The following is a 15,575-nucleotide window of genomic DNA, read 5'->3' on the forward strand; positions in this document are numbered from 1 at the left end:
GTTTTTGGGTCAGCACTTCCGGGGGTCCGGTCAGCACAGGTTGCAGCAGCAGAGCGAGGGCTCGTCAGCGACTCGCGGGGAAAACGGGGGTTATCTGGAAGCGCGCGGCTAAGACAGGCGCAGTTTTTCACGCCGTTCCAGCTGCACCAGCTTGCCCTGGTGATACACCAGTTCGAGGGTGCCGAATTCAATATGGCCGATCAGCTCATGCAGGGCGGTGGACAGTTGCAGCAGAGACTGCTGCCGGCGCTCATCCAGGGGGGCACTGTGATGCGCCTCATCGTGTAAATGACTGGCGCCTGCTGGGTGTCTGCTCATGCTCGGCTTCCTCATGCAAAATTCATTACAACGGGCGGGATCGCCTCGCTGCCCCGTGGGTGGGGCGGCGTGTTGCCTGAGAGCCATAGTAGGCAGTCGGGCCTTATTCCCTAACCAAGGAAATACGCATTGCTTATTCTGATTTCTGCATAAGGCCGGTCATGATGACCGTTCTGGGTGATAGCGCACGATCCGCACTGGGGGGGAAGACAGAGGGGTAAACATCAGCGGCCGTCCTGCCAGAGGGCAGAGACGGCCGCCAGCGTGACGACTGCGTTACTTGGCGCAGTAGGAGGCGACGGTACTTTCCATCCATGACTTGGAACCGACATAGATGGCGTTAACGGTGTTCATCTGCTCTTCGGAGATGGCCTTCATGTCCTTGTAGAATTCCACCATCGAATCCACCTGCACCGACTTCCAGGCTTCCGGGGTCGTGGCCTCAGTGATGGATTTGAAATAGCTGTCGCTGGTGCCTTTCAGGGTGGTCAGCGCCGCGCTCTGATCGGCCTGCATACGCTTCACCGCCGCCGAGGAAATCTCCTCCAGCGATTTAACCGATGACATCATCAGTTCGGGGTCGAACATATGCTTGATCATCGCCTGCGCGGTGGCCGACGGGTCATCACCGAAGCGCTCCTTGATGGAGGTCGTGATCTGCAGATAGTCCTTCACCGGGGTGATGGCCTGCAGGGTTGTCACGTAGTTGTTGACGGCATCCGTGACGATGGCCGTGATCTGTTTGAACGCATCCACGCCTTCAGGGCTGGTTTTGGCTTTCATCTCAAATATCCTCTGCTTAGCTGGTACGAAGGGAGCGGCGTTGCGCTCCGCGGGTGGTGACTCTGTTGGTGGTACTGACTTCCCTGTGCGGGTGCTTACTGCACTGGCTGGGCCAGACGATCAATCATGGCCTTGATCGCCGCCAGCTGCGGTGCGTCCCTGGTGTAGAAATCGGGATTGGCCGGGTTGGTGGCGCTGTAGCCCCAGAAATCCCAGCAGCCTTTGGGGTTGTAGGGTTTGCCGGCACCCTGCGAGGGTTCGGCCTGGGGATAGAGAATCACCAGCTTGTTGGTGTCGGCCATCTCGTTGTAGCCGGTGGTGGTGTAGTACTCATTACCGATCACCTTGTAGCCCTGTTCGCAGCCGTGCAGGGCAATATGCAGACGGCAGCCGCCCTGCTCACAGGCCGTGGGAACATAGAGGTAAGCGTTATCACTCATGCTGGTGCTGCTGGTCGGCAGAAACGCCTTCTGATCCACCTGCAGCAATGTGCCGGTGGCGCTGGCTGCCGGCGGATTGACGGGCCCTTCATCAGCATAGATCTGCTGAATGATGGCATCGGCCTGTTCGGTCGGCGGGCAGTAGTTGATATAAGGCGGCTTGGTCAGGCTGCAGGTGGTATCAGACTTGCTGTTGGTGATGAAAGCATGGCCTGCGGCCACATCCTTGATGTACTCGATATTGGCTGCGGGCACCCCAAGCTGGGTCAGGTACTGGTAGTTGGCATCCATCACCATGGTGGTCACGGTGGTGTCTTTGGTGCCGCTGAACATGTAGATATGGTCGTCGCTGAGGTTGCTGGTGGGGTCAATACTGCCGGCGGCGACCAGCTGCTGCGTTTTGGCCAGCAATGCCGGCACATTGGGGCCGACCGATGGCGTCAGCGGGTTCATACAGGCACCGGTGGCATTCTGCAGATAGGTGTTGAATGACCAGGAGCCGGCACAGTAATAAGGGCCACCGGCAACGATGCCCGCCCCCTTCATGATGTCGGAAAAGACGATATAGACCTGTGAGGTCATAAAAGCGCCGGACGACAACCCCGACACCGAGGTTTCCTTCAGGTTGATACCGAGGGCCGGCATCTCCACCGTGGTGTCGGCCTGTGCCGACGCGGCCAGCGCCGAGCACAGCAACACGCCTGCCAGGGCGGTCTGGACGGTACGGCGTAAAACGGCCAGGGGATGAAATAACGGACGCTGAGCTGAACGGGTATTCATGATGTCATCCTTTTATTGACTGCATGTAATACAACCAGAAGCCAGACAACCAACAGGCTTATTCAGGAAGCAGAAAGGCGGGCGAATCTCGGCAATACCTTTATTGCGACAAAGGCTGACATCGCGAATAGCACGGGCAGTCTATATTCTAACCAGCTGCCCGTGACAATATTGCTGCCATTTCCTGACAGCCATTATTAAGTCTTCCTTTTCAGGTGATACCGGATAACGCCAGTGCCGCCAGATTGCATGCAATGCCGCCACCCGCCTGCCTTTCCACCACTGTCATTACCTGTTTATCACGCATACGCACAAAACGCAGCAGGTAAAATACTTTCTGACACTGGCAAGAGACGATAAAGAAACACAACGGCACTGCAGCATATTGTTTTTTCGATAGTTTTTATTTTTATTCAGCATCCATTAAGACATATCTATTTTTCTAATAAGCGCACTCAGTGCGCATAATATTTTCATATATCAGCGCCATCCATTTGTTCCACATTTTTATAAACCTCTGACTTTTATGGATAAATAAATACCGCACCGGTTGACGAGTGCCTATTCGATGGTACTGGCGCCTTTTGCACAAATACTGATAACCAATCCCGCTTTGCATATTTCCGCTGCGAGCTGCCGCCCGCCACACTGACTCCATTCCTGCAAGGCTGACTTGCCTGCTGCACCCCGGACTGGAGTATTACCATGAATGTCATCACCGTACTGGGCAGCCCCCTGCCCGATTCCACTACCGCCGCACTGGCGACCCTGGCCGAGGCCGGCCTGCGCACGGCAGGCATCCACACCGAGCGCTTCACGGTGCAGGACTTTGACGCCCAGGCCCTGCTGTTCGGCCACTTTGATCATTACAGCGTGCGTGAATTCCAGCAGCGTCTGCGCGAGGCCGACGGCGTGATTGTGGCCACGCCGGTCTATCAGGCGTCGTTCTCCGGTCTGCTCAAGCTGATGCTTGATCTGATCCCGCAGCAGGCACTGGCCGACAAATGGGTACTGCCGCTGGTCAGTGGCGGCTCGGCAGCGCATCAGCTGGTGCTGGACTACGCCCTGAAGACCGTGCTGGCCGCCCTCGGTGCCCGCCAGCAGCTGGCCGGGGTGTATGCCACCACCACCCAGTTGCAACTGCTGCAGGATGATCCGCAGCAGGTCCGTGCTCGCATTACCGACCCCGCGCTGCGCGAGCGCTTGCAGCTGGCACTGGATGAATTCCATCTGGCGCTGCTCCGTCAGCAACCTCACCGTCAGGCGCAGGCCCGGCGTACCCGGTCAGCGGCATTGCCATTGCCCAACACACCCAGCGGTCATTTTTCGCCAGCGGCCATCAGCCGCTGACATCCTGTTTTCTTATTCAGCACAAGGACGCCATCATGCCTCTACACCCTGCCCGCTCTGCCCTGCGTCGCTGGCTGCAAGCCAGTGCTCTCAGCCTGCTGGCCAGCACCAGCCTGATCAGCCCGCTCAGTCAGGCGGCGAAGACGCTTCCCGCCCAGCTGCGGATTGGCTATCAGAAAGGCACCGTCAATCTGGTACTGGCCAAATCCTACGCGCTGGTGGAACAGGCCTACCCCCAGCTGCGGGTCAACTGGGTGGAATTTCCAGCCGGCCCGCAGCTGCTGGAGGCACTCAACGCCGGCAGCATTGATCTGGGCGCCACCGGCGATATGCCGCCGATCTTTGCCCAGGCGGCAGGCGTTGATCTGCTCTATGTGGGCTACGAACCACCGCAACCGCGCAACGCCGCCATCATTGTCGGTAAGGACAGCCGCTTTCAGCGCACCGAAGACCTGCGCGGTGCCAAAGTGGCCGTACAAAAAGGCTCCAGCGCCCATAACCTGCTGCTGCGGGCACTGGCCAGTGCCGGGCTGAGCATAACTGACATCCAGCCGGTGTATCTGGCCCCGGCGGATGCCCGCTCGGCGCTGGCCAGCGGTGCCGTTGATGGCTGGGTGATCTGGGATCCGTTCTATGCAGCAGCGTTGCTGCACGGTAATGCTCGCACCCTGAGGGACGGCAGTGGTATCACCGACACCGGTTCGTTCTATCTCGCCGCCGGCCCCTTCGTCCATGATCATCCTGACTTCGTCAAAGGAGTGCTGGCAGCACTCAATCAGTCCGACAGCTATCTGCGCCAGCAACCGCAGCACAGTGTGAAGATTCTGGCGGCCAGCATGGGCCTGCCCGAAGACGTCATCGAACGACTGGTCAGCAACCGTGATCCGTCCGGCGTGTTTCCGCTCAATGACACTATCGTCGCGGCACAGCAGCAGAGTGCTGACCGCTTCTATCAGCAAAAGCTGATCCCCCGTGACCCCAGGGTCAGTGAGGTGATCTGGCAGGCACCGCAGGAAGCCAACCAATGAGTACGCTATCTGTTGCTACCCCACTGCTACTGCGCTGGCAGCGCCCGCTGACCCACCTGCGCCGCTGGCTGGCGCCCTGGGCCTTACCACTGGCCCTGCTGATCGGCTGGCAGCTGGCGGTCGAACTGGGCTGGCTGTCGACCCGTGTGCTGCCGGCACCTTCCGCCGTCATCGTGGCAGGCTGGCAGCTGACCGCATCCGGTGAACTGCTGACCCACCTGCTGATCAGCACCCAGCGGGCGCTGCTGGGCCTGCTGATCGGCGGCAGCATTGGCCTCGCCCTTGGCCTGCTGTGCGGCCTGTCGCGGCGGAGCGAAATCCTGCTCGACAGCAGCATCCAGATGCTGCGGACCATTCCTCATCTGGCGCTGATTCCGCTGGTGATCCTGTGGTTTGGTATTGATGAAGCGGCGAAAGTCTTTCTGGTGGCACTGGGCACCCTGTTCCCGATCTACCTCAATACCCTGCATGGCATCCGCAGTCTCGACCCCGGGCTGATCGAAATGGCCCGCAACTATGGCCTGTCAGGCTGGCCGCTGTTTCGTCAGGTCATCCTGCCCGGCGCCCTGCCCTCGATTCTGGTGGGGTTGAGATTCTCCCTCGGTCTGATGTGGCTGACGCTGATCGTGTCGGAAACCATTTCTGCCAGCTCGGGTATCGGCTATCTGGCGATGAATGCCCGAGAATTTCTGCAAACCGATGTGGTGGTGCTGACCATTGTGCTCTATGCCCTGCTGGGCAAGCTGGCCGATACCACCGCCCGCTTACTGGAACGCCGCTGGCTGCGCTGGCACCCGGTTTACCTGAAGGAGCAACAAGGATGAGTACATCACCTCTGAGCACAGAACAGTTCGCTGCCGGGCACAGTGCAACGGTTCAGGCACCGCTGCCGCAGGGAGAATCCCATCTGCTGCTGAACAACCTGCGCAAGCACTTTGGCGGGCAGGAAGTGTTAAAAGGGATCAGTCTGGCCATTCCCGCCGGGCAGTTTGTCGCCATCGTCGGCCACAGCGGCTGCGGCAAGAGCACCTTGCTGCGCCTGCTGGCTGGTCTGGAACACAGCAGTACCGGCAGTGTGCGCGCTTACGGCGAACCACTGGCGACCCAGCAGCAACAGAGCCGCCTGATGTTTCAGGATGACCGCCTGCTGCCATGGAAAACCGTGCTGGAGAACGTCGGTCTGGGTTTGCAGGGTGACTGGCAGGCGCAGGCCCAGGCGGTGCTTACCGAAGTGGGTCTGGCTCATCGCGCCGATGCCTGGCCGTCACAGCTGTCCGGCGGGCAGCGGCAACGGGTGGCACTGGCGCGGGCGCTGATTCACCGGCCGCGGCTGTTGCTGCTGGATGAGCCGCTGGGAGCGCTGGACGCCCTGACCCGGCTGGACATGCAGAAGCTGATTGAACGGTTGTGGCTGCAGCACCAGTTCACCGTGGTACTGGTTACCCATGACGTGGCCGAAGCCGTACAGCTGGCCGACCGGGTGATTGTGCTGGAACAGGGCCGTGTGGGTCTGGATCTGCCGATTCTGCTGGGTCGCCCGCGTGAAGCCAGCAGCACCGCCGCCGCCACGCTGGAGCAGCGCATCCTGCAGCAGATTCTGGCGCAGCAGGCACCGGAACCGGTGATTCGCCCGTCGCACTCTGGCGTGCGCTGGGCACTCTAGCTAGCCGCCCCAGAAGACTCTCCGCACCTTGCGCCCTGGCTGGCCGAAAGCCATGGCGCAGGGCTGTTGGCCATGCCCCGAGGCATGGCCTTTTTTCATCAGTTCAACCAGGGTGCCAGACCCGGCAGCAACAACGGCATGGCAATCCCCGCCAGCACCGTCTGGCTGGCAATAATGCCGGCCATCAGCGGGGCATCCCCGCCCAGCTGGCGGGCCATCACATAGGATGAAGAAGCGGTTGGCAGGGTCTGAAATAACAGGGCAGCCATGGCCGCCACCCCGGTCAGACCAAACAGATGACAGGCCACCACCGTACACAGGGGCATCAGCGCAAACTTGGCCAGCGAGGCCATACTGACCGGATGCAGCCAGCGCCGGACCGAAGAGAAATCCAGTGCAGCGCCAACACAGAGCAGACCCAGCGGCAGCGAAGCCTGTCCCAGCGTCTTGAGGAAGGGCTCGATGCCAGCAGGCAGGGTCAGATTCAGCATCCGCACCGCCATCCCCAGCATGCAGGCCATCAGCAGCGGATTGCGCAGCAACTGCTGTACCACCGCCCGCAGCGAAAACTCAGCGCCATGACCGTAGCGGGCAAAGACCAGCACACAGAGCACATTGACCGTCGGCACGATGGAGGCATTGGCCACGGCCGCCAGTGCTACCCCCTGCGTTCCCAGCAGACCCACAGCCATGGAGACACCGACATAGTTGTTAAAGCGCACTCCGCCCTGAAATACCGAGGTGAACGCCGGATCATCCGCCTTCACCCAGCGCCGCATCAGCACCACGACGGCGGCGACCACAACCGTGGAAGTCACCAGCGTCAGTGCCATCGCCGTGACGGGGACGCCGTCTAGTCTGGCCGTTGCCAGTCCATGGAAAAACAGCGCGGGCAACAGCACGTAGTAACCCAGCCGCTCCGCCTGCGGCCAGAAGGTCGCAGCAACAAACTCACGCTGGCGCAGGAGGGCACCGAGGGTGATCAGCAGGACGATGGGCAATAACGCCAGTAATAGCGGGGCAATCATAACGCCTCACCTGGCAACAGCAGTGCAGGGCAAACGCTGAGGTAGACCCTTGTGCGGAGCTGAAAAGAAGGCGGAAGAAATAGCAGGTGTGGCGTCATGCTGGCGACTCGGTCTGAGCGATAGACACCCAGAATAGCCCCGGCTTACCTCAAGAAAAATCGATATAAAATCGATGAAACATCAAGTTTTACTCAAGGATGGCAAGCGCTACTCAAGGATAGGCACATCACTGTGACTGCGGATGACCTGCGCCAGCGCCATGGCCATACGCCCGGCCGGACGGTCTTCCCGCTCCAGCAACACCACCCGCCGACACAGCTGCGGCTCACCAAAGGGCAGACAGTGCAAACCCTCGCGCTGGCAGCGCTGCAAGCTGGCCAGCGGCACCACGGCCACCCCCAGACCACTGGCGACCATCTGTATGATGGCTTCCTGACTGTCCAGCTCCATATCGGTCTGCACCCGCAGCCGCTGACGTTTCAGCTCGCTGTCGATGGTGCGCCCGGCCCAGGCACGCCGGTCGAAGCGGATAAACGGCTGACGCTGTAGCAAGGCTCGCCCTTTCTGCCCGTCCAGCCCTTCCTCAAGAGCTAACGCCGCCGGTGCGATGATCCAGAAGCCCTCCTGATACAACGGCGTACTGACCAGTCCGGTAGGGTAGGGTTTGACCGGCTCGGTGGTCACTGCCGCATCCAGCTCGCCGGCATCCAGCCGAATCGCCAGCTCCGCCGACATGCCTGCACTGACCAGCACCCGCAGGCGTGGATGCTGCTGGTGCAGGCTGGCCAGTGCTGCCGGTAACGCGCCTGCCAGTGCCGTCTGGATAGCGCCCAGACGCAGACGCCCGGTCAGCTCACCGCCCTCGCCCAGCTCGGCGGCGATGCCGTCGTACAGCGCCAGAATCTCCTGCGCCCGCTGTACCGCCAGATGCCCGGCATCGGTCAGCACCGGCACCCGTTTGCTGCGATCAAACAGCTGGGCATTGAAATCCTCCTCCAGACTGCGGACATGCAGACTCACCGCCGACTGGGTCAGGCACACCACATCCGCAGCACGGGCAAAGGAGCCGTACTGGGCAATGGCAACCAGGGTTCGCAGCGCACGTAGTGACATGGAGTCTCCTTGAACATGAGATTAATGACTCAGAGATTAATCCAGTTTCACCATGGACCTGGCGTCCAAAACAGCAATGCCGCATGGCAATAAATCCGAGGATTGCCTGTTACTTGATCAGATACGCCAGAACGATGCTGGCTGTTATACCTATAAAACCTATCGCCGACATGCCCAAGTAATACCTTTCCCCCATAGAGGATTGCGAACATGTTTCCATGGTTTATTCACTGGGCTCCCCATTACCCATTCAGCGGCACATTGCGGCAAAGTGTTGAACCCCACACACGATGGTTCTTTGACAGTATCCGAATGGGTGCAGGTGATGGTCGGACGGAACAGCAGATATTTGACGCTTACAGCTATGGCACACAGCTGGGCTGGCTCATAGAGGTTTTACTTCCACTGGTCAGCACGGATGTCGTGAGCCCAAAGGACGCAGACCATGCCAGAGAGCGTTTGGTTGCTGCATACAAACAGATTGAAGCGATAAAAAAGCTGAATAAAGAGATCAATGAGGAAGCCCTCCTGAACGGTCTTCAGTCACTGTTGAATCACGATCCTGATGCGTTCCGAGCCCTGATAGTCAAAGCATTGCAGCTAAACCCCAAACCTTGACCTTCAATATTCGCGGCACTGTTCCGACAGTGCCTGACGCATCAGCTGCAAGCCCCTGCTCAGGCTCTTGTCCTGTCGCATGACCAGCGCCAGGGTGCGAAACAGCGGTGGCGATAACGAGCAATAGTGCAGCTCAGCCTGCGCCTCGACCGCCATTCTGGGCACGATAGCCCAGCCCAGTCCGGCTTTGACCAGCTCCTTGATGGCCTCGACACTGCCAAGCGTCATCGATACCTCGACCTCCTGCGCCTGCTCGGTCAGCCAGGCATCGACAATCCGTCGGGTGTTGCCACCCGGTTCGTACAGCAGCAGGGAATGCTGCCGCAGCTGCTCGGCACTGGCCTGTTCGGGCAGGGCGACATCCCGGCAGGCGACCAGCACCAGCTCATCCTGCAGCCAGGGGGTAACGTCCAGCATACGGCCTGACGCGGGCAGGGTGACCAGTGCCATGTCCAGCCGGTTCTCTTCCACGGCACGCAGCATATCCCGTGTGTTGCCAATATTGACCGTCACCTGCAGTGAAGGCCATTGCTGGCGCAACTGCTCCAGCACACCGGGCAGCAGGTAGATACAGGCGGTGGCGCCGGTGCCAAGCCGCACCTGCCCAAGCTCGCCCTGCCGATACTGGGCCATTGCGGCCAGCGCATCGCCCACTGCAGCATCGATCCGCTGCTGATGGCGCAGCAGCTCCTCACCGGCGGCAGTCGCCATCGTGCGCCGCCCGACACGCTCAATCAGTGCGACGCCCAGCCGTTTCTCCAGCTGGCGAATCTGCAGGCTGATGGCCGGCTGAGTGACGCCCAGTACATCCGCGGCGGCCGAAAAGCTGCCACAGCGCACCACTTCGGCAAAACAGCGCAGCTGATCAAGACTGAAAGTAGTCACCAAAGTTTTCCTTATGCTGTGCATAAACAGACAAAGTTTCCTTTATAGCACTGTGACCACTACCCTGCAGTCTTCCTTCTTACTTGCCTGTCATCGAGCCATTCACCATGTCTGCCGCCACACCGTCCTTGTCGCCCTGTTCCATCCGTGATGCCGAGCCTGCCGATATGGCGGCGATACAGGCTATTTATGCCCATCATGTGCTGCATGGTTCCGCCTCCTTTGAGGAGGTGCCGCCGGATGTGACTGAAATGAGCCAGCGCCACGCTGCCGTGGTGGCCCGCGGCCTGCCCTTTCTGGTGGTGGAATGGGAGCAGCGGGTCGTGGGTTACTGCTATGCCAGCCTGTACCGGCCACGTCCGGCCTATCGCTATGCCATCGAGGATTCGGTCTATCTGCATACCGATGCCCGCGGCCGGGGGCTGGGTACGGCACTGCTCACTGAGCTGATACGTCGCTGTGAGCGGGGCCCATGGCGACAGATGATCGCCGTGGTCGCCGACTCAGGAGAGCCCGCCTCAATGGCCCTGCACCAGCGTCTGGGTTTTGTGCAGGTAGGCACGCTGAACGCGGTGGGCTACAAATTTGGCCGCTGGATTGATACCGCCTTTCTGCAGCGGCCACTGAACAGCGGACAGCACAGCGCCCCTGAGCAGTGATGATCTGAGCTGTAATGGCCTGTGCAGTGATGGCAGGCGTGCTTACCCGCTGATCGAAAAAGCTTTGCCAGATTCCTTGGTTAGCCAGACGCCGTCTCTCTCCTAGACTGGCCACCACAGCCACCCGTTGTGGCTGCCCTGTCAGGAGATCAGCATGAGCATCAAGTCCATCAACGTACGCAATCAGTTTCGTGGCGTCGTGCGGGAAATCATTAGCGATACCGTATTGTCGGAAGTCGAGGTGGAAACACCGGGAGGCATCGTCACGTCGGTCATCACCACCCGCTCGGTCAAGGAGCTGGGGCTGACCGTGGGGTCGCCGGTGGTCGCCTTCGTCAAATCCACCGAGGTCTCCATCGGCCTGCTGGAGTAATGCGCCCCTCTGCCAGAGCGGGTGGCTGTGGCTACCACCACAGCACTTCGCTCTGACCAGCGTCGGTACCTCCGCACTATTTACCCACTCTTTACCACCTGCCCCGCGTCAACAGGCTATGCTAGCTGCTATCTGTATCGATTTACGTTGCACCGGCACGGGAGCCACTGATGATTCTGGAAGTTGCCATCCTGCATGTTCGTCAGGGCCAGAGCACGGCCTTCGAGCAGGCGTTCCGCCAGGCGGCGCCACTGATTGCCGCCACCCCCGGCTATCTTGGCCATGAGCTGCAGCAGTGTCTGGAGCAGCCTGATCAATACCTGCTGCTGGCTCACTGGCGCACTCTCGAAGATCATACGGTGGGCTTTCGTCAGTCGGCACAGTATCAGCAGTGGCGGGCGCTGCTGCATCCTTTCTATGACCCCTTCCCGGTGGTCGGGCACTACCGGCCGCTGCAGCACTATCCCGCCCCACCGCCGCCAGAAACATAACCGAATGCGCCTTTATCAGTTGTAACGCCTTTAAACTTGCAGCAATGCCGGATGGCTCCAATACTTAGCCCATGACAACATCAGCACTTACCTCACTCAGCGATCAGTTCCTGATTGCCATGCCCAGCATGCGCGATCCGCACTTTGCCCGTACGGTCACCTATATTTTTGACCATAACGAGCAGGGGGCCATGGGCCTGATCGTCAACCGCCCGCTGGAGATGCATCTGGACGAGATCCTCGGCCACATGGACATGTCCCAGCCACGGCCGTTAAAACGCAACCCTCCCATTTTTATCGGTGGCCCGGTGAAGACCGAGCGCGGCTTTGTCCTGCACCGTAATACCGAGCGTGAGTGGCAGTCTTCCTTCCGGATCAACGATCAGTTGAGCCTGACCACCTCGGTCGATGTGCTGGAGGCCATCGCTCAGGATCAGGGCCCTACTGATTATCTGATCGCCCTCGGCTATTCCGGCTGGAGTGAAGGGCAACTGGAACATGAACTGGCGGAAAATGCCTGGCTGACCTGCAAGGCTGATTACCGTATCCTGTTCAACACTCCGGTTGAGCAACGTCTGGATGCGGCAGCCCGCTCCATCGGCGTCGACCTTACCCTTCTATCGACACAAGCAGGACATGGCTGAGACGACTCTCCCCACCCCATTCACCGTATTGGGTTTCGACTTTGGCAGTAAACGCATCGGCCTTGCCTTCGGTCAAAGTTTGACCGGAACGGCCTCGCCGATTAAACCAATTAATGCCCGTGACGGTATCCCTGACTGGGACGAATTGAGTAAAATACTCGCCCACTGGCAGCCGGACGCTCTGGTGGTGGGAATTCCCCTGAACATGGATGGCAGCGTGAGCGAGATGGCCCGACGGGCGCGTAAATTCGCCAATCGCCTGCATGAACGTTTCAAGCTTCCCTGCTTCCTCGCCGATGAGCGACTCACCACCCGTGAAGCCAAGGCCATTCACCTTGGGCGCGGTGGTTCCAGCCACTTCAGCAAAGACCCTGTTGATGCCCTGGCTGCCCAGTTGATCGTGGAGAGCTGGCTGACTGACGGCCTGTTTATCCCCGCCCATACCCGACTGGAGGACTTGTAGATGTCATCGGCCCCCATGCCTATCGATGGCCTGATCGACAAACTCGGCATTGAGATTCAGTGCTACCTGGAAGAACGGGCCATTACCGCGCCTCTGCTGATCGGCATTCGCAGCGGTGGAGTCTGGATCGCCGAGCGCCTGCAGCAGAAGCTGGCGCTGGAAGAACCTCTGGGCATGCTGGACATCAGCTTCTACCGCGATGACTTCTCCCGTATTGGCCTGCATCCGCGTGTGCAGCCCTCCTCACTCCCTGTTCACTGTGAAGACCGGCATATCATTCTGGTGGATGATGTGATTATGAGCGGCCGTACCATTCGTGCCGCCCTCAACGAGATTTTCGACTATGGCCGCCCGGCCTCCGTGACCCTGGTCTGTCTGTACGACATTGGCCGTCGCGAGCTGCCCATCCAGCCGGACATTGTTGGCCAGCATCTGTCGCTGGAACCGGAACAGCAGATCAAGCTGACCGGCCCCGACCCTCTGGGTCTGGAAATCCTGAGCAAAGCGTCCTAACTCAAATGGCCCCCACGGGGCCATATTTTCGGAAAAATCTGCCATGAGCCACCTTACAGCCATGAGTCACGCAGCGCCGCACCAACTGCAACTCAACGAGCAGGGCCAGCTCCGCCATTTCCTGACCACGGAAGGTCTCAGCCGCGAGCTGCTGACCGACATTCTCGACACCGCCGAGTCGTTCATCGACAGCAACGGCCGCTCGGTCAAGAAAGTGCCGCTGATGCGCGGCCTGACCGTGGTCAATCTGTTCTTCGAGAACTCCACCCGTACCCGCAGCACCTTTGAACTGGCCGCACAGAAACTGTCGGCAGACATTCTCAACCTCAATATCAGCACCTCAGCCACTGCCAAGGGCGAAACCCTGCAGGATACCCTGTGGAACATTCGCGCCATGGGCGCCGACATGTTTGTGGTACGCCATGCCGACAGCGGTGCTGCGCACTTTATCGCCGAGAATGTCACCCCCGACGTGGCCATTATCAACGCCGGTGACGGACGCCATGCCCACCCCACACAGGCCATGCTCGACATGCTCACCATTCGCCGCTGCAAGGGCGAATTCGGCAAGCTCAAGGTGGCCATCGTCGGCGATATCCTGCACTCGCGGGTTGCCCGTTCGGAAATCCACGCGCTCAACACCCTCGGTGCCGAAGAAGTACGGCTGATCGGGCCGAAGACGCTGGTGCCCGATACCCTGCAGGCGCTGGGTGCCAATATCTACCGGGATATGAAACAGGGCCTGAAAGACGTCGATGTCATCGTGGCCCTGCGTCTGCAGAAAGAGCGCATGAACACTGCACTGCTGCCGTCCGAGTCGGAGTTTTTCCGCCTCTATGGCCTCAACGAAGAAAAACTGGCCTACGCCAAACCCGATGCCATCGTCATGCACCCCGGCCCCATCAACCGCGGAGTGGAAATCGAGTCATCGGTGGCGGATGGCGAACAGTCCCGCATTCTCACCCAGGTCAGCAACGGCATTGCCGTGCGCATGGCAGTGATGTCCATGGCCATCACTGGTCAGCTGCAACAGCAGCAGGATCTGGCCAAACAACAGGGTGCAGAGGGCTAAGGCATTATGAGCATGAATATACTGATCACTGGCGGCCGCGTTATCGATCCGGCCAACCATGTCAACGAAGTGATGGACGTTTACGTGCAGGATGGCCGCATTGCCAGCCTTGGCGCTGCCATTCCCGGCTTCGTCGCCGAGCTGACACTGGATGCCAGCGGCAAAGTCGTCAGCCCGGGCTTTATCGATCTCTGCGCCACCATGCGCGAGCCAGGCTACACCCACAAAGGTACCCTGCGCAGCGAAACCCACGCGGCAGCAGCGGGCGGCATCACCACCCTGTGCTGCCCGCCTACCAGTAACCCGGTCAATGATTCAGCAGCCGTGACCAAGCTGATCAGTGACAAGGCCCGTCAGGCCGGATTCACCCGAGTATTACCCATCGGTGCTCTGACCAAGGGACTGGAAGGGGAACAGCTGGCCAACATGCAGGGGCTGTCGGAAAGCGGCTGCATCGCCGTCTCCAATGGCCGCAATGCCATCCGTAACAGCCTGACCCTGATGCGCTGCCTGGAATACGCAGCGACGTTTGATCTGCTGGTGATTTTCCAGTCGCAGGATCCTGATCTGTCTGCTGCCGGAGTGATGCATGATGGCGCCAACGCCGTCCGCTTCGGCCTGCCCGGTATCCCTGAAACCGCCGAGACCATCGCCGTCGCCCGTGATCTGCTGCTGGTGGAGCAAACCGGCGTACGTGCCCACTTCGGCCAGCTATCCACGGCCCGTGCGGCACAGCTGATCATGGATGCGCGCGCCAAGGGCCTGCGTGTCACTGCCGATGTGGCCGTGCATCACCTGCTGTATACCGATGCCAAACTCAACGGTTTCAACAGCCTCTACCACGTCAACCCACCGCTGCGCTCGGCCATTGATCGTGCCGGTCTGCGTGAGGCGCTGCTGGGCGGCACTCTGAGTGCAATCTGCTCGGATCATCAGCCCCATGATGAAGCGGCCAAGCGCGCCCCCTTTGGCGCAACCGAACCCGGCATCAGCGGTCTGGAAACCCTGCTGTCTCAGGCGCTGTTGCTGGTCGAACAGGATGTGCTGACGCTGGATCAACTGATCGAGAAACTGTCGCTGGGCCCGGCACGGGTACTGGGTCTGGACAGTGGTCAGCTGGGGCTGGGCAGCGTGGCTGATATCTGCGTGTTTGATCCTGAGGCTGAATGGATACTGACCGAAGAAGCCATGCGCTCCAGCGGCAAGAACTCCCCCCTGCTGGGCCTGCCCCTGAAAGGTCGGGTGTGCTACACCCTGGTGGACGGCGAGCTGGTCTATCAGGCCAGCTAAGCACGGTATAAGTTCAGTAAACAACAAGGGCGTCATCAGACGCCCTTGTGTTTTATGGATGATT

The 15,575-nt window shown here is 59.9% G+C and carries 19 protein-coding genes; 13 read left to right on the forward strand and 6 right to left on the reverse strand.

Annotated elements, in window-relative coordinates; genetic code table 11:
* Positions 1-108: 108 nt before the first annotated feature.
* The 3 genes from QCD60_RS09195 to QCD60_RS09205 all read right to left on the reverse strand — a co-directional run bounded on the left by QCD60_RS09195 (position 109) and on the right by QCD60_RS09205 (position 2,321).
* Positions 109-318, reverse strand: a complete 210-nt coding sequence (locus tag QCD60_RS09195) for a YezD family protein (RefSeq protein ID WP_279784511.1) — start codon at positions 316-318, stop codon at positions 109-111.
* A gap of 276 nt (positions 319-594) precedes the next feature.
* Positions 595-1,101 (reverse strand): hypothetical protein, encoded by a 507-nt coding sequence (locus QCD60_RS09200; RefSeq protein ID WP_279784513.1) that lies wholly within the window; start codon positions 1,099-1,101, stop codon positions 595-597.
* A gap of 95 nt (positions 1,102-1,196) precedes the next feature.
* The gene (locus QCD60_RS09205) at positions 1,197-2,321 is read right to left on the reverse strand and encodes a poly(3-hydroxybutyrate) depolymerase (protein WP_279784515.1); all 1,125 of its coding nucleotides are present in this window, start codon (positions 2,319-2,321) and stop codon (positions 1,197-1,199) included.
* A gap of 705 nt (positions 2,322-3,026) precedes the next feature.
* On the opposite strand from QCD60_RS09205, the gene ssuE reads away from it, so the two are divergent.
* The 4 genes from ssuE to QCD60_RS09225 are packed head-to-tail and all read left to right on the forward strand — an operon-like array spanning position 3,027 to position 6,362.
* Positions 3,027-3,671: an NADPH-dependent FMN reductase gene (gene ssuE, locus QCD60_RS09210; protein WP_279784517.1), complete on the forward strand. Its 645-nt coding sequence runs from the start codon at positions 3,027-3,029 to the stop codon at positions 3,669-3,671.
* A gap of 35 nt (positions 3,672-3,706) precedes the next feature.
* Positions 3,707-4,699, forward strand: a complete 993-nt coding sequence (locus QCD60_RS09215) for an aliphatic sulfonate ABC transporter substrate-binding protein (protein ID WP_279784519.1) — start codon at positions 3,707-3,709, stop codon at positions 4,697-4,699.
* A complete protein-coding gene (gene ssuC, locus QCD60_RS09220) occupies positions 4,696-5,523 on the forward strand; it encodes an aliphatic sulfonate ABC transporter permease SsuC (RefSeq protein ID WP_279784522.1) in 828 nt (275 codons plus the stop codon). Before QCD60_RS09215 ends, ssuC begins: the two co-directional genes overlap by 4 nt.
* A complete protein-coding gene (locus QCD60_RS09225; RefSeq protein WP_279784524.1) occupies positions 5,520-6,362 on the forward strand; it encodes an ATP-binding cassette domain-containing protein in 843 nt (280 codons plus the stop codon). The genes ssuC and QCD60_RS09225 overlap by 4 nt, the downstream gene beginning before the upstream one ends.
* Before the next feature lie 98 nt (positions 6,363-6,460).
* Here QCD60_RS09225 and QCD60_RS09230 read toward each other — a convergent pair whose 3' ends face one another.
* Both QCD60_RS09230 and QCD60_RS09235 read right to left on the reverse strand, forming a co-directional pair.
* Positions 6,461-7,390 (reverse strand): AEC family transporter, encoded by a 930-nt coding sequence (locus tag QCD60_RS09230; RefSeq protein ID WP_279784526.1) that lies wholly within the window; start codon positions 7,388-7,390, stop codon positions 6,461-6,463.
* A 207-nt stretch (positions 7,391-7,597) separates the two neighbouring features.
* Entirely contained in the window at positions 7,598-8,503 is a 906-nt protein-coding gene (locus QCD60_RS09235) for a LysR family transcriptional regulator (protein ID WP_279784528.1), read from the reverse strand.
* A 210-nt stretch (positions 8,504-8,713) separates the two neighbouring features.
* On the opposite strand from QCD60_RS09235, the gene QCD60_RS09240 reads away from it, so the two are divergent.
* Positions 8,714-9,121, forward strand: coding sequence for a hypothetical protein (locus QCD60_RS09240; protein ID WP_279784531.1), 408 nt, complete (start codon positions 8,714-8,716; stop codon positions 9,119-9,121).
* 3 nt (positions 9,122-9,124) lie between these two features.
* On the opposite strand, the gene QCD60_RS09245 is transcribed toward QCD60_RS09240, so the two are convergent.
* Complete coding sequence (locus QCD60_RS09245; RefSeq protein ID WP_279784533.1) at positions 9,125-10,006, reverse strand: LysR family transcriptional regulator; 882 nt, start codon at positions 10,004-10,006, stop codon at positions 9,125-9,127.
* Positions 10,007-10,113: 107 nt separating this feature from the next.
* Here QCD60_RS09245 and QCD60_RS09250 point away from each other — a divergent pair, with 107 nt between their 5' ends.
* The 8 genes from QCD60_RS09250 to QCD60_RS09285 all read left to right on the forward strand — a co-directional run bounded on the left by QCD60_RS09250 (position 10,114) and on the right by QCD60_RS09285 (position 15,511).
* Complete coding sequence (locus QCD60_RS09250; protein WP_279784535.1) at positions 10,114-10,665, forward strand: GNAT family N-acetyltransferase; 552 nt, start codon at positions 10,114-10,116, stop codon at positions 10,663-10,665.
* A gap of 154 nt (positions 10,666-10,819) precedes the next feature.
* Complete coding sequence (locus QCD60_RS09255) at positions 10,820-11,038, forward strand: TOBE domain-containing protein (RefSeq protein ID WP_104152614.1); 219 nt, start codon at positions 10,820-10,822, stop codon at positions 11,036-11,038.
* Positions 11,039-11,208: 170 nt separating this feature from the next.
* On the forward strand, positions 11,209-11,529 hold the full coding sequence (locus QCD60_RS09260) for an antibiotic biosynthesis monooxygenase (protein ID WP_279784538.1): 321 nt from the start codon (positions 11,209-11,211) through the stop codon (positions 11,527-11,529).
* A gap of 71 nt (positions 11,530-11,600) precedes the next feature.
* On the forward strand, positions 11,601-12,173 hold the full coding sequence (locus tag QCD60_RS09265) for a YqgE/AlgH family protein (protein ID WP_104152616.1): 573 nt from the start codon (positions 11,601-11,603) through the stop codon (positions 12,171-12,173).
* Entirely contained in the window at positions 12,166-12,636 is a 471-nt protein-coding gene (gene ruvX, locus QCD60_RS09270; protein WP_279784542.1) for a Holliday junction resolvase RuvX, read from the forward strand. The genes QCD60_RS09265 and ruvX overlap by 8 nt, the downstream gene beginning before the upstream one ends.
* Positions 12,637-13,149, forward strand: a complete 513-nt coding sequence (gene pyrR / locus QCD60_RS09275; RefSeq protein WP_104152618.1) for a bifunctional pyr operon transcriptional regulator/uracil phosphoribosyltransferase PyrR — start codon at positions 12,637-12,639, stop codon at positions 13,147-13,149.
* Positions 13,150-13,192: 43 nt separating this feature from the next.
* Positions 13,193-14,221 (forward strand): aspartate carbamoyltransferase catalytic subunit, encoded by a 1,029-nt coding sequence (locus QCD60_RS09280; RefSeq protein WP_243410203.1) that lies wholly within the window; start codon positions 13,193-13,195, stop codon positions 14,219-14,221.
* 12 nt (positions 14,222-14,233) lie between these two features.
* Complete coding sequence (locus QCD60_RS09285; protein ID WP_279784545.1) at positions 14,234-15,511, forward strand: dihydroorotase; 1,278 nt, start codon at positions 14,234-14,236, stop codon at positions 15,509-15,511.
* Positions 15,512-15,575: the final 64 nt, after the last annotated feature.

This window comes from Pokkaliibacter sp. MBI-7 (genome assembly GCF_029846635.1).
GTDB lineage: Bacteria > Pseudomonadota > Gammaproteobacteria > Pseudomonadales > Balneatricaceae > Pokkaliibacter.

Coding starts and splice junctions, on each gene's coding strand:
- QCD60_RS09195 (WP_279784511.1), bottom strand. CDS start 318: ATGAGCAGACACCCAGCAGGCGCCAGTCATTTACACGATGAGGCGCAT.
- QCD60_RS09200 (WP_279784513.1), bottom strand. CDS start 1,101: ATGAAAGCCAAAACCAGCCCTGAAGGCGTGGATGCGTTCAAACAGATC.
- QCD60_RS09205 (WP_279784515.1), bottom strand. CDS start 2,321: ATGAATACCCGTTCAGCTCAGCGTCCGTTATTTCATCCCCTGGCCGTT.
- ssuE (WP_279784517.1), top strand. CDS start 3,027: ATGAATGTCATCACCGTACTGGGCAGCCCCCTGCCCGATTCCACTACC.
- QCD60_RS09215 (WP_279784519.1), top strand. CDS start 3,707: ATGCCTCTACACCCTGCCCGCTCTGCCCTGCGTCGCTGGCTGCAAGCC.
- ssuC (WP_279784522.1), top strand. CDS start 4,696: ATGAGTACGCTATCTGTTGCTACCCCACTGCTACTGCGCTGGCAGCGC.
- QCD60_RS09225 (WP_279784524.1), top strand. CDS start 5,520: ATGAGTACATCACCTCTGAGCACAGAACAGTTCGCTGCCGGGCACAGT.
- QCD60_RS09230 (WP_279784526.1), bottom strand. CDS start 7,390: ATGATTGCCCCGCTATTACTGGCGTTATTGCCCATCGTCCTGCTGATC.
- QCD60_RS09235 (WP_279784528.1), bottom strand. CDS start 8,503: ATGTCACTACGTGCGCTGCGAACCCTGGTTGCCATTGCCCAGTACGGC.
- QCD60_RS09240 (WP_279784531.1), top strand. CDS start 8,714: ATGTTTCCATGGTTTATTCACTGGGCTCCCCATTACCCATTCAGCGGC.
- QCD60_RS09250 (WP_279784535.1), top strand. CDS start 10,114: ATGTCTGCCGCCACACCGTCCTTGTCGCCCTGTTCCATCCGTGATGCC.
- QCD60_RS09255 (WP_104152614.1), top strand. CDS start 10,820: ATGAGCATCAAGTCCATCAACGTACGCAATCAGTTTCGTGGCGTCGTG.
- QCD60_RS09260 (WP_279784538.1), top strand. CDS start 11,209: ATGATTCTGGAAGTTGCCATCCTGCATGTTCGTCAGGGCCAGAGCACG.
- QCD60_RS09265 (WP_104152616.1), top strand. CDS start 11,601: ATGACAACATCAGCACTTACCTCACTCAGCGATCAGTTCCTGATTGCC.
- ruvX (WP_279784542.1), top strand. CDS start 12,166: ATGGCTGAGACGACTCTCCCCACCCCATTCACCGTATTGGGTTTCGAC.
- pyrR (WP_104152618.1), top strand. CDS start 12,637: ATGTCATCGGCCCCCATGCCTATCGATGGCCTGATCGACAAACTCGGC.
- QCD60_RS09280 (WP_243410203.1), top strand. CDS start 13,193: ATGAGCCACCTTACAGCCATGAGTCACGCAGCGCCGCACCAACTGCAA.
- QCD60_RS09285 (WP_279784545.1), top strand. CDS start 14,234: ATGAATATACTGATCACTGGCGGCCGCGTTATCGATCCGGCCAACCAT.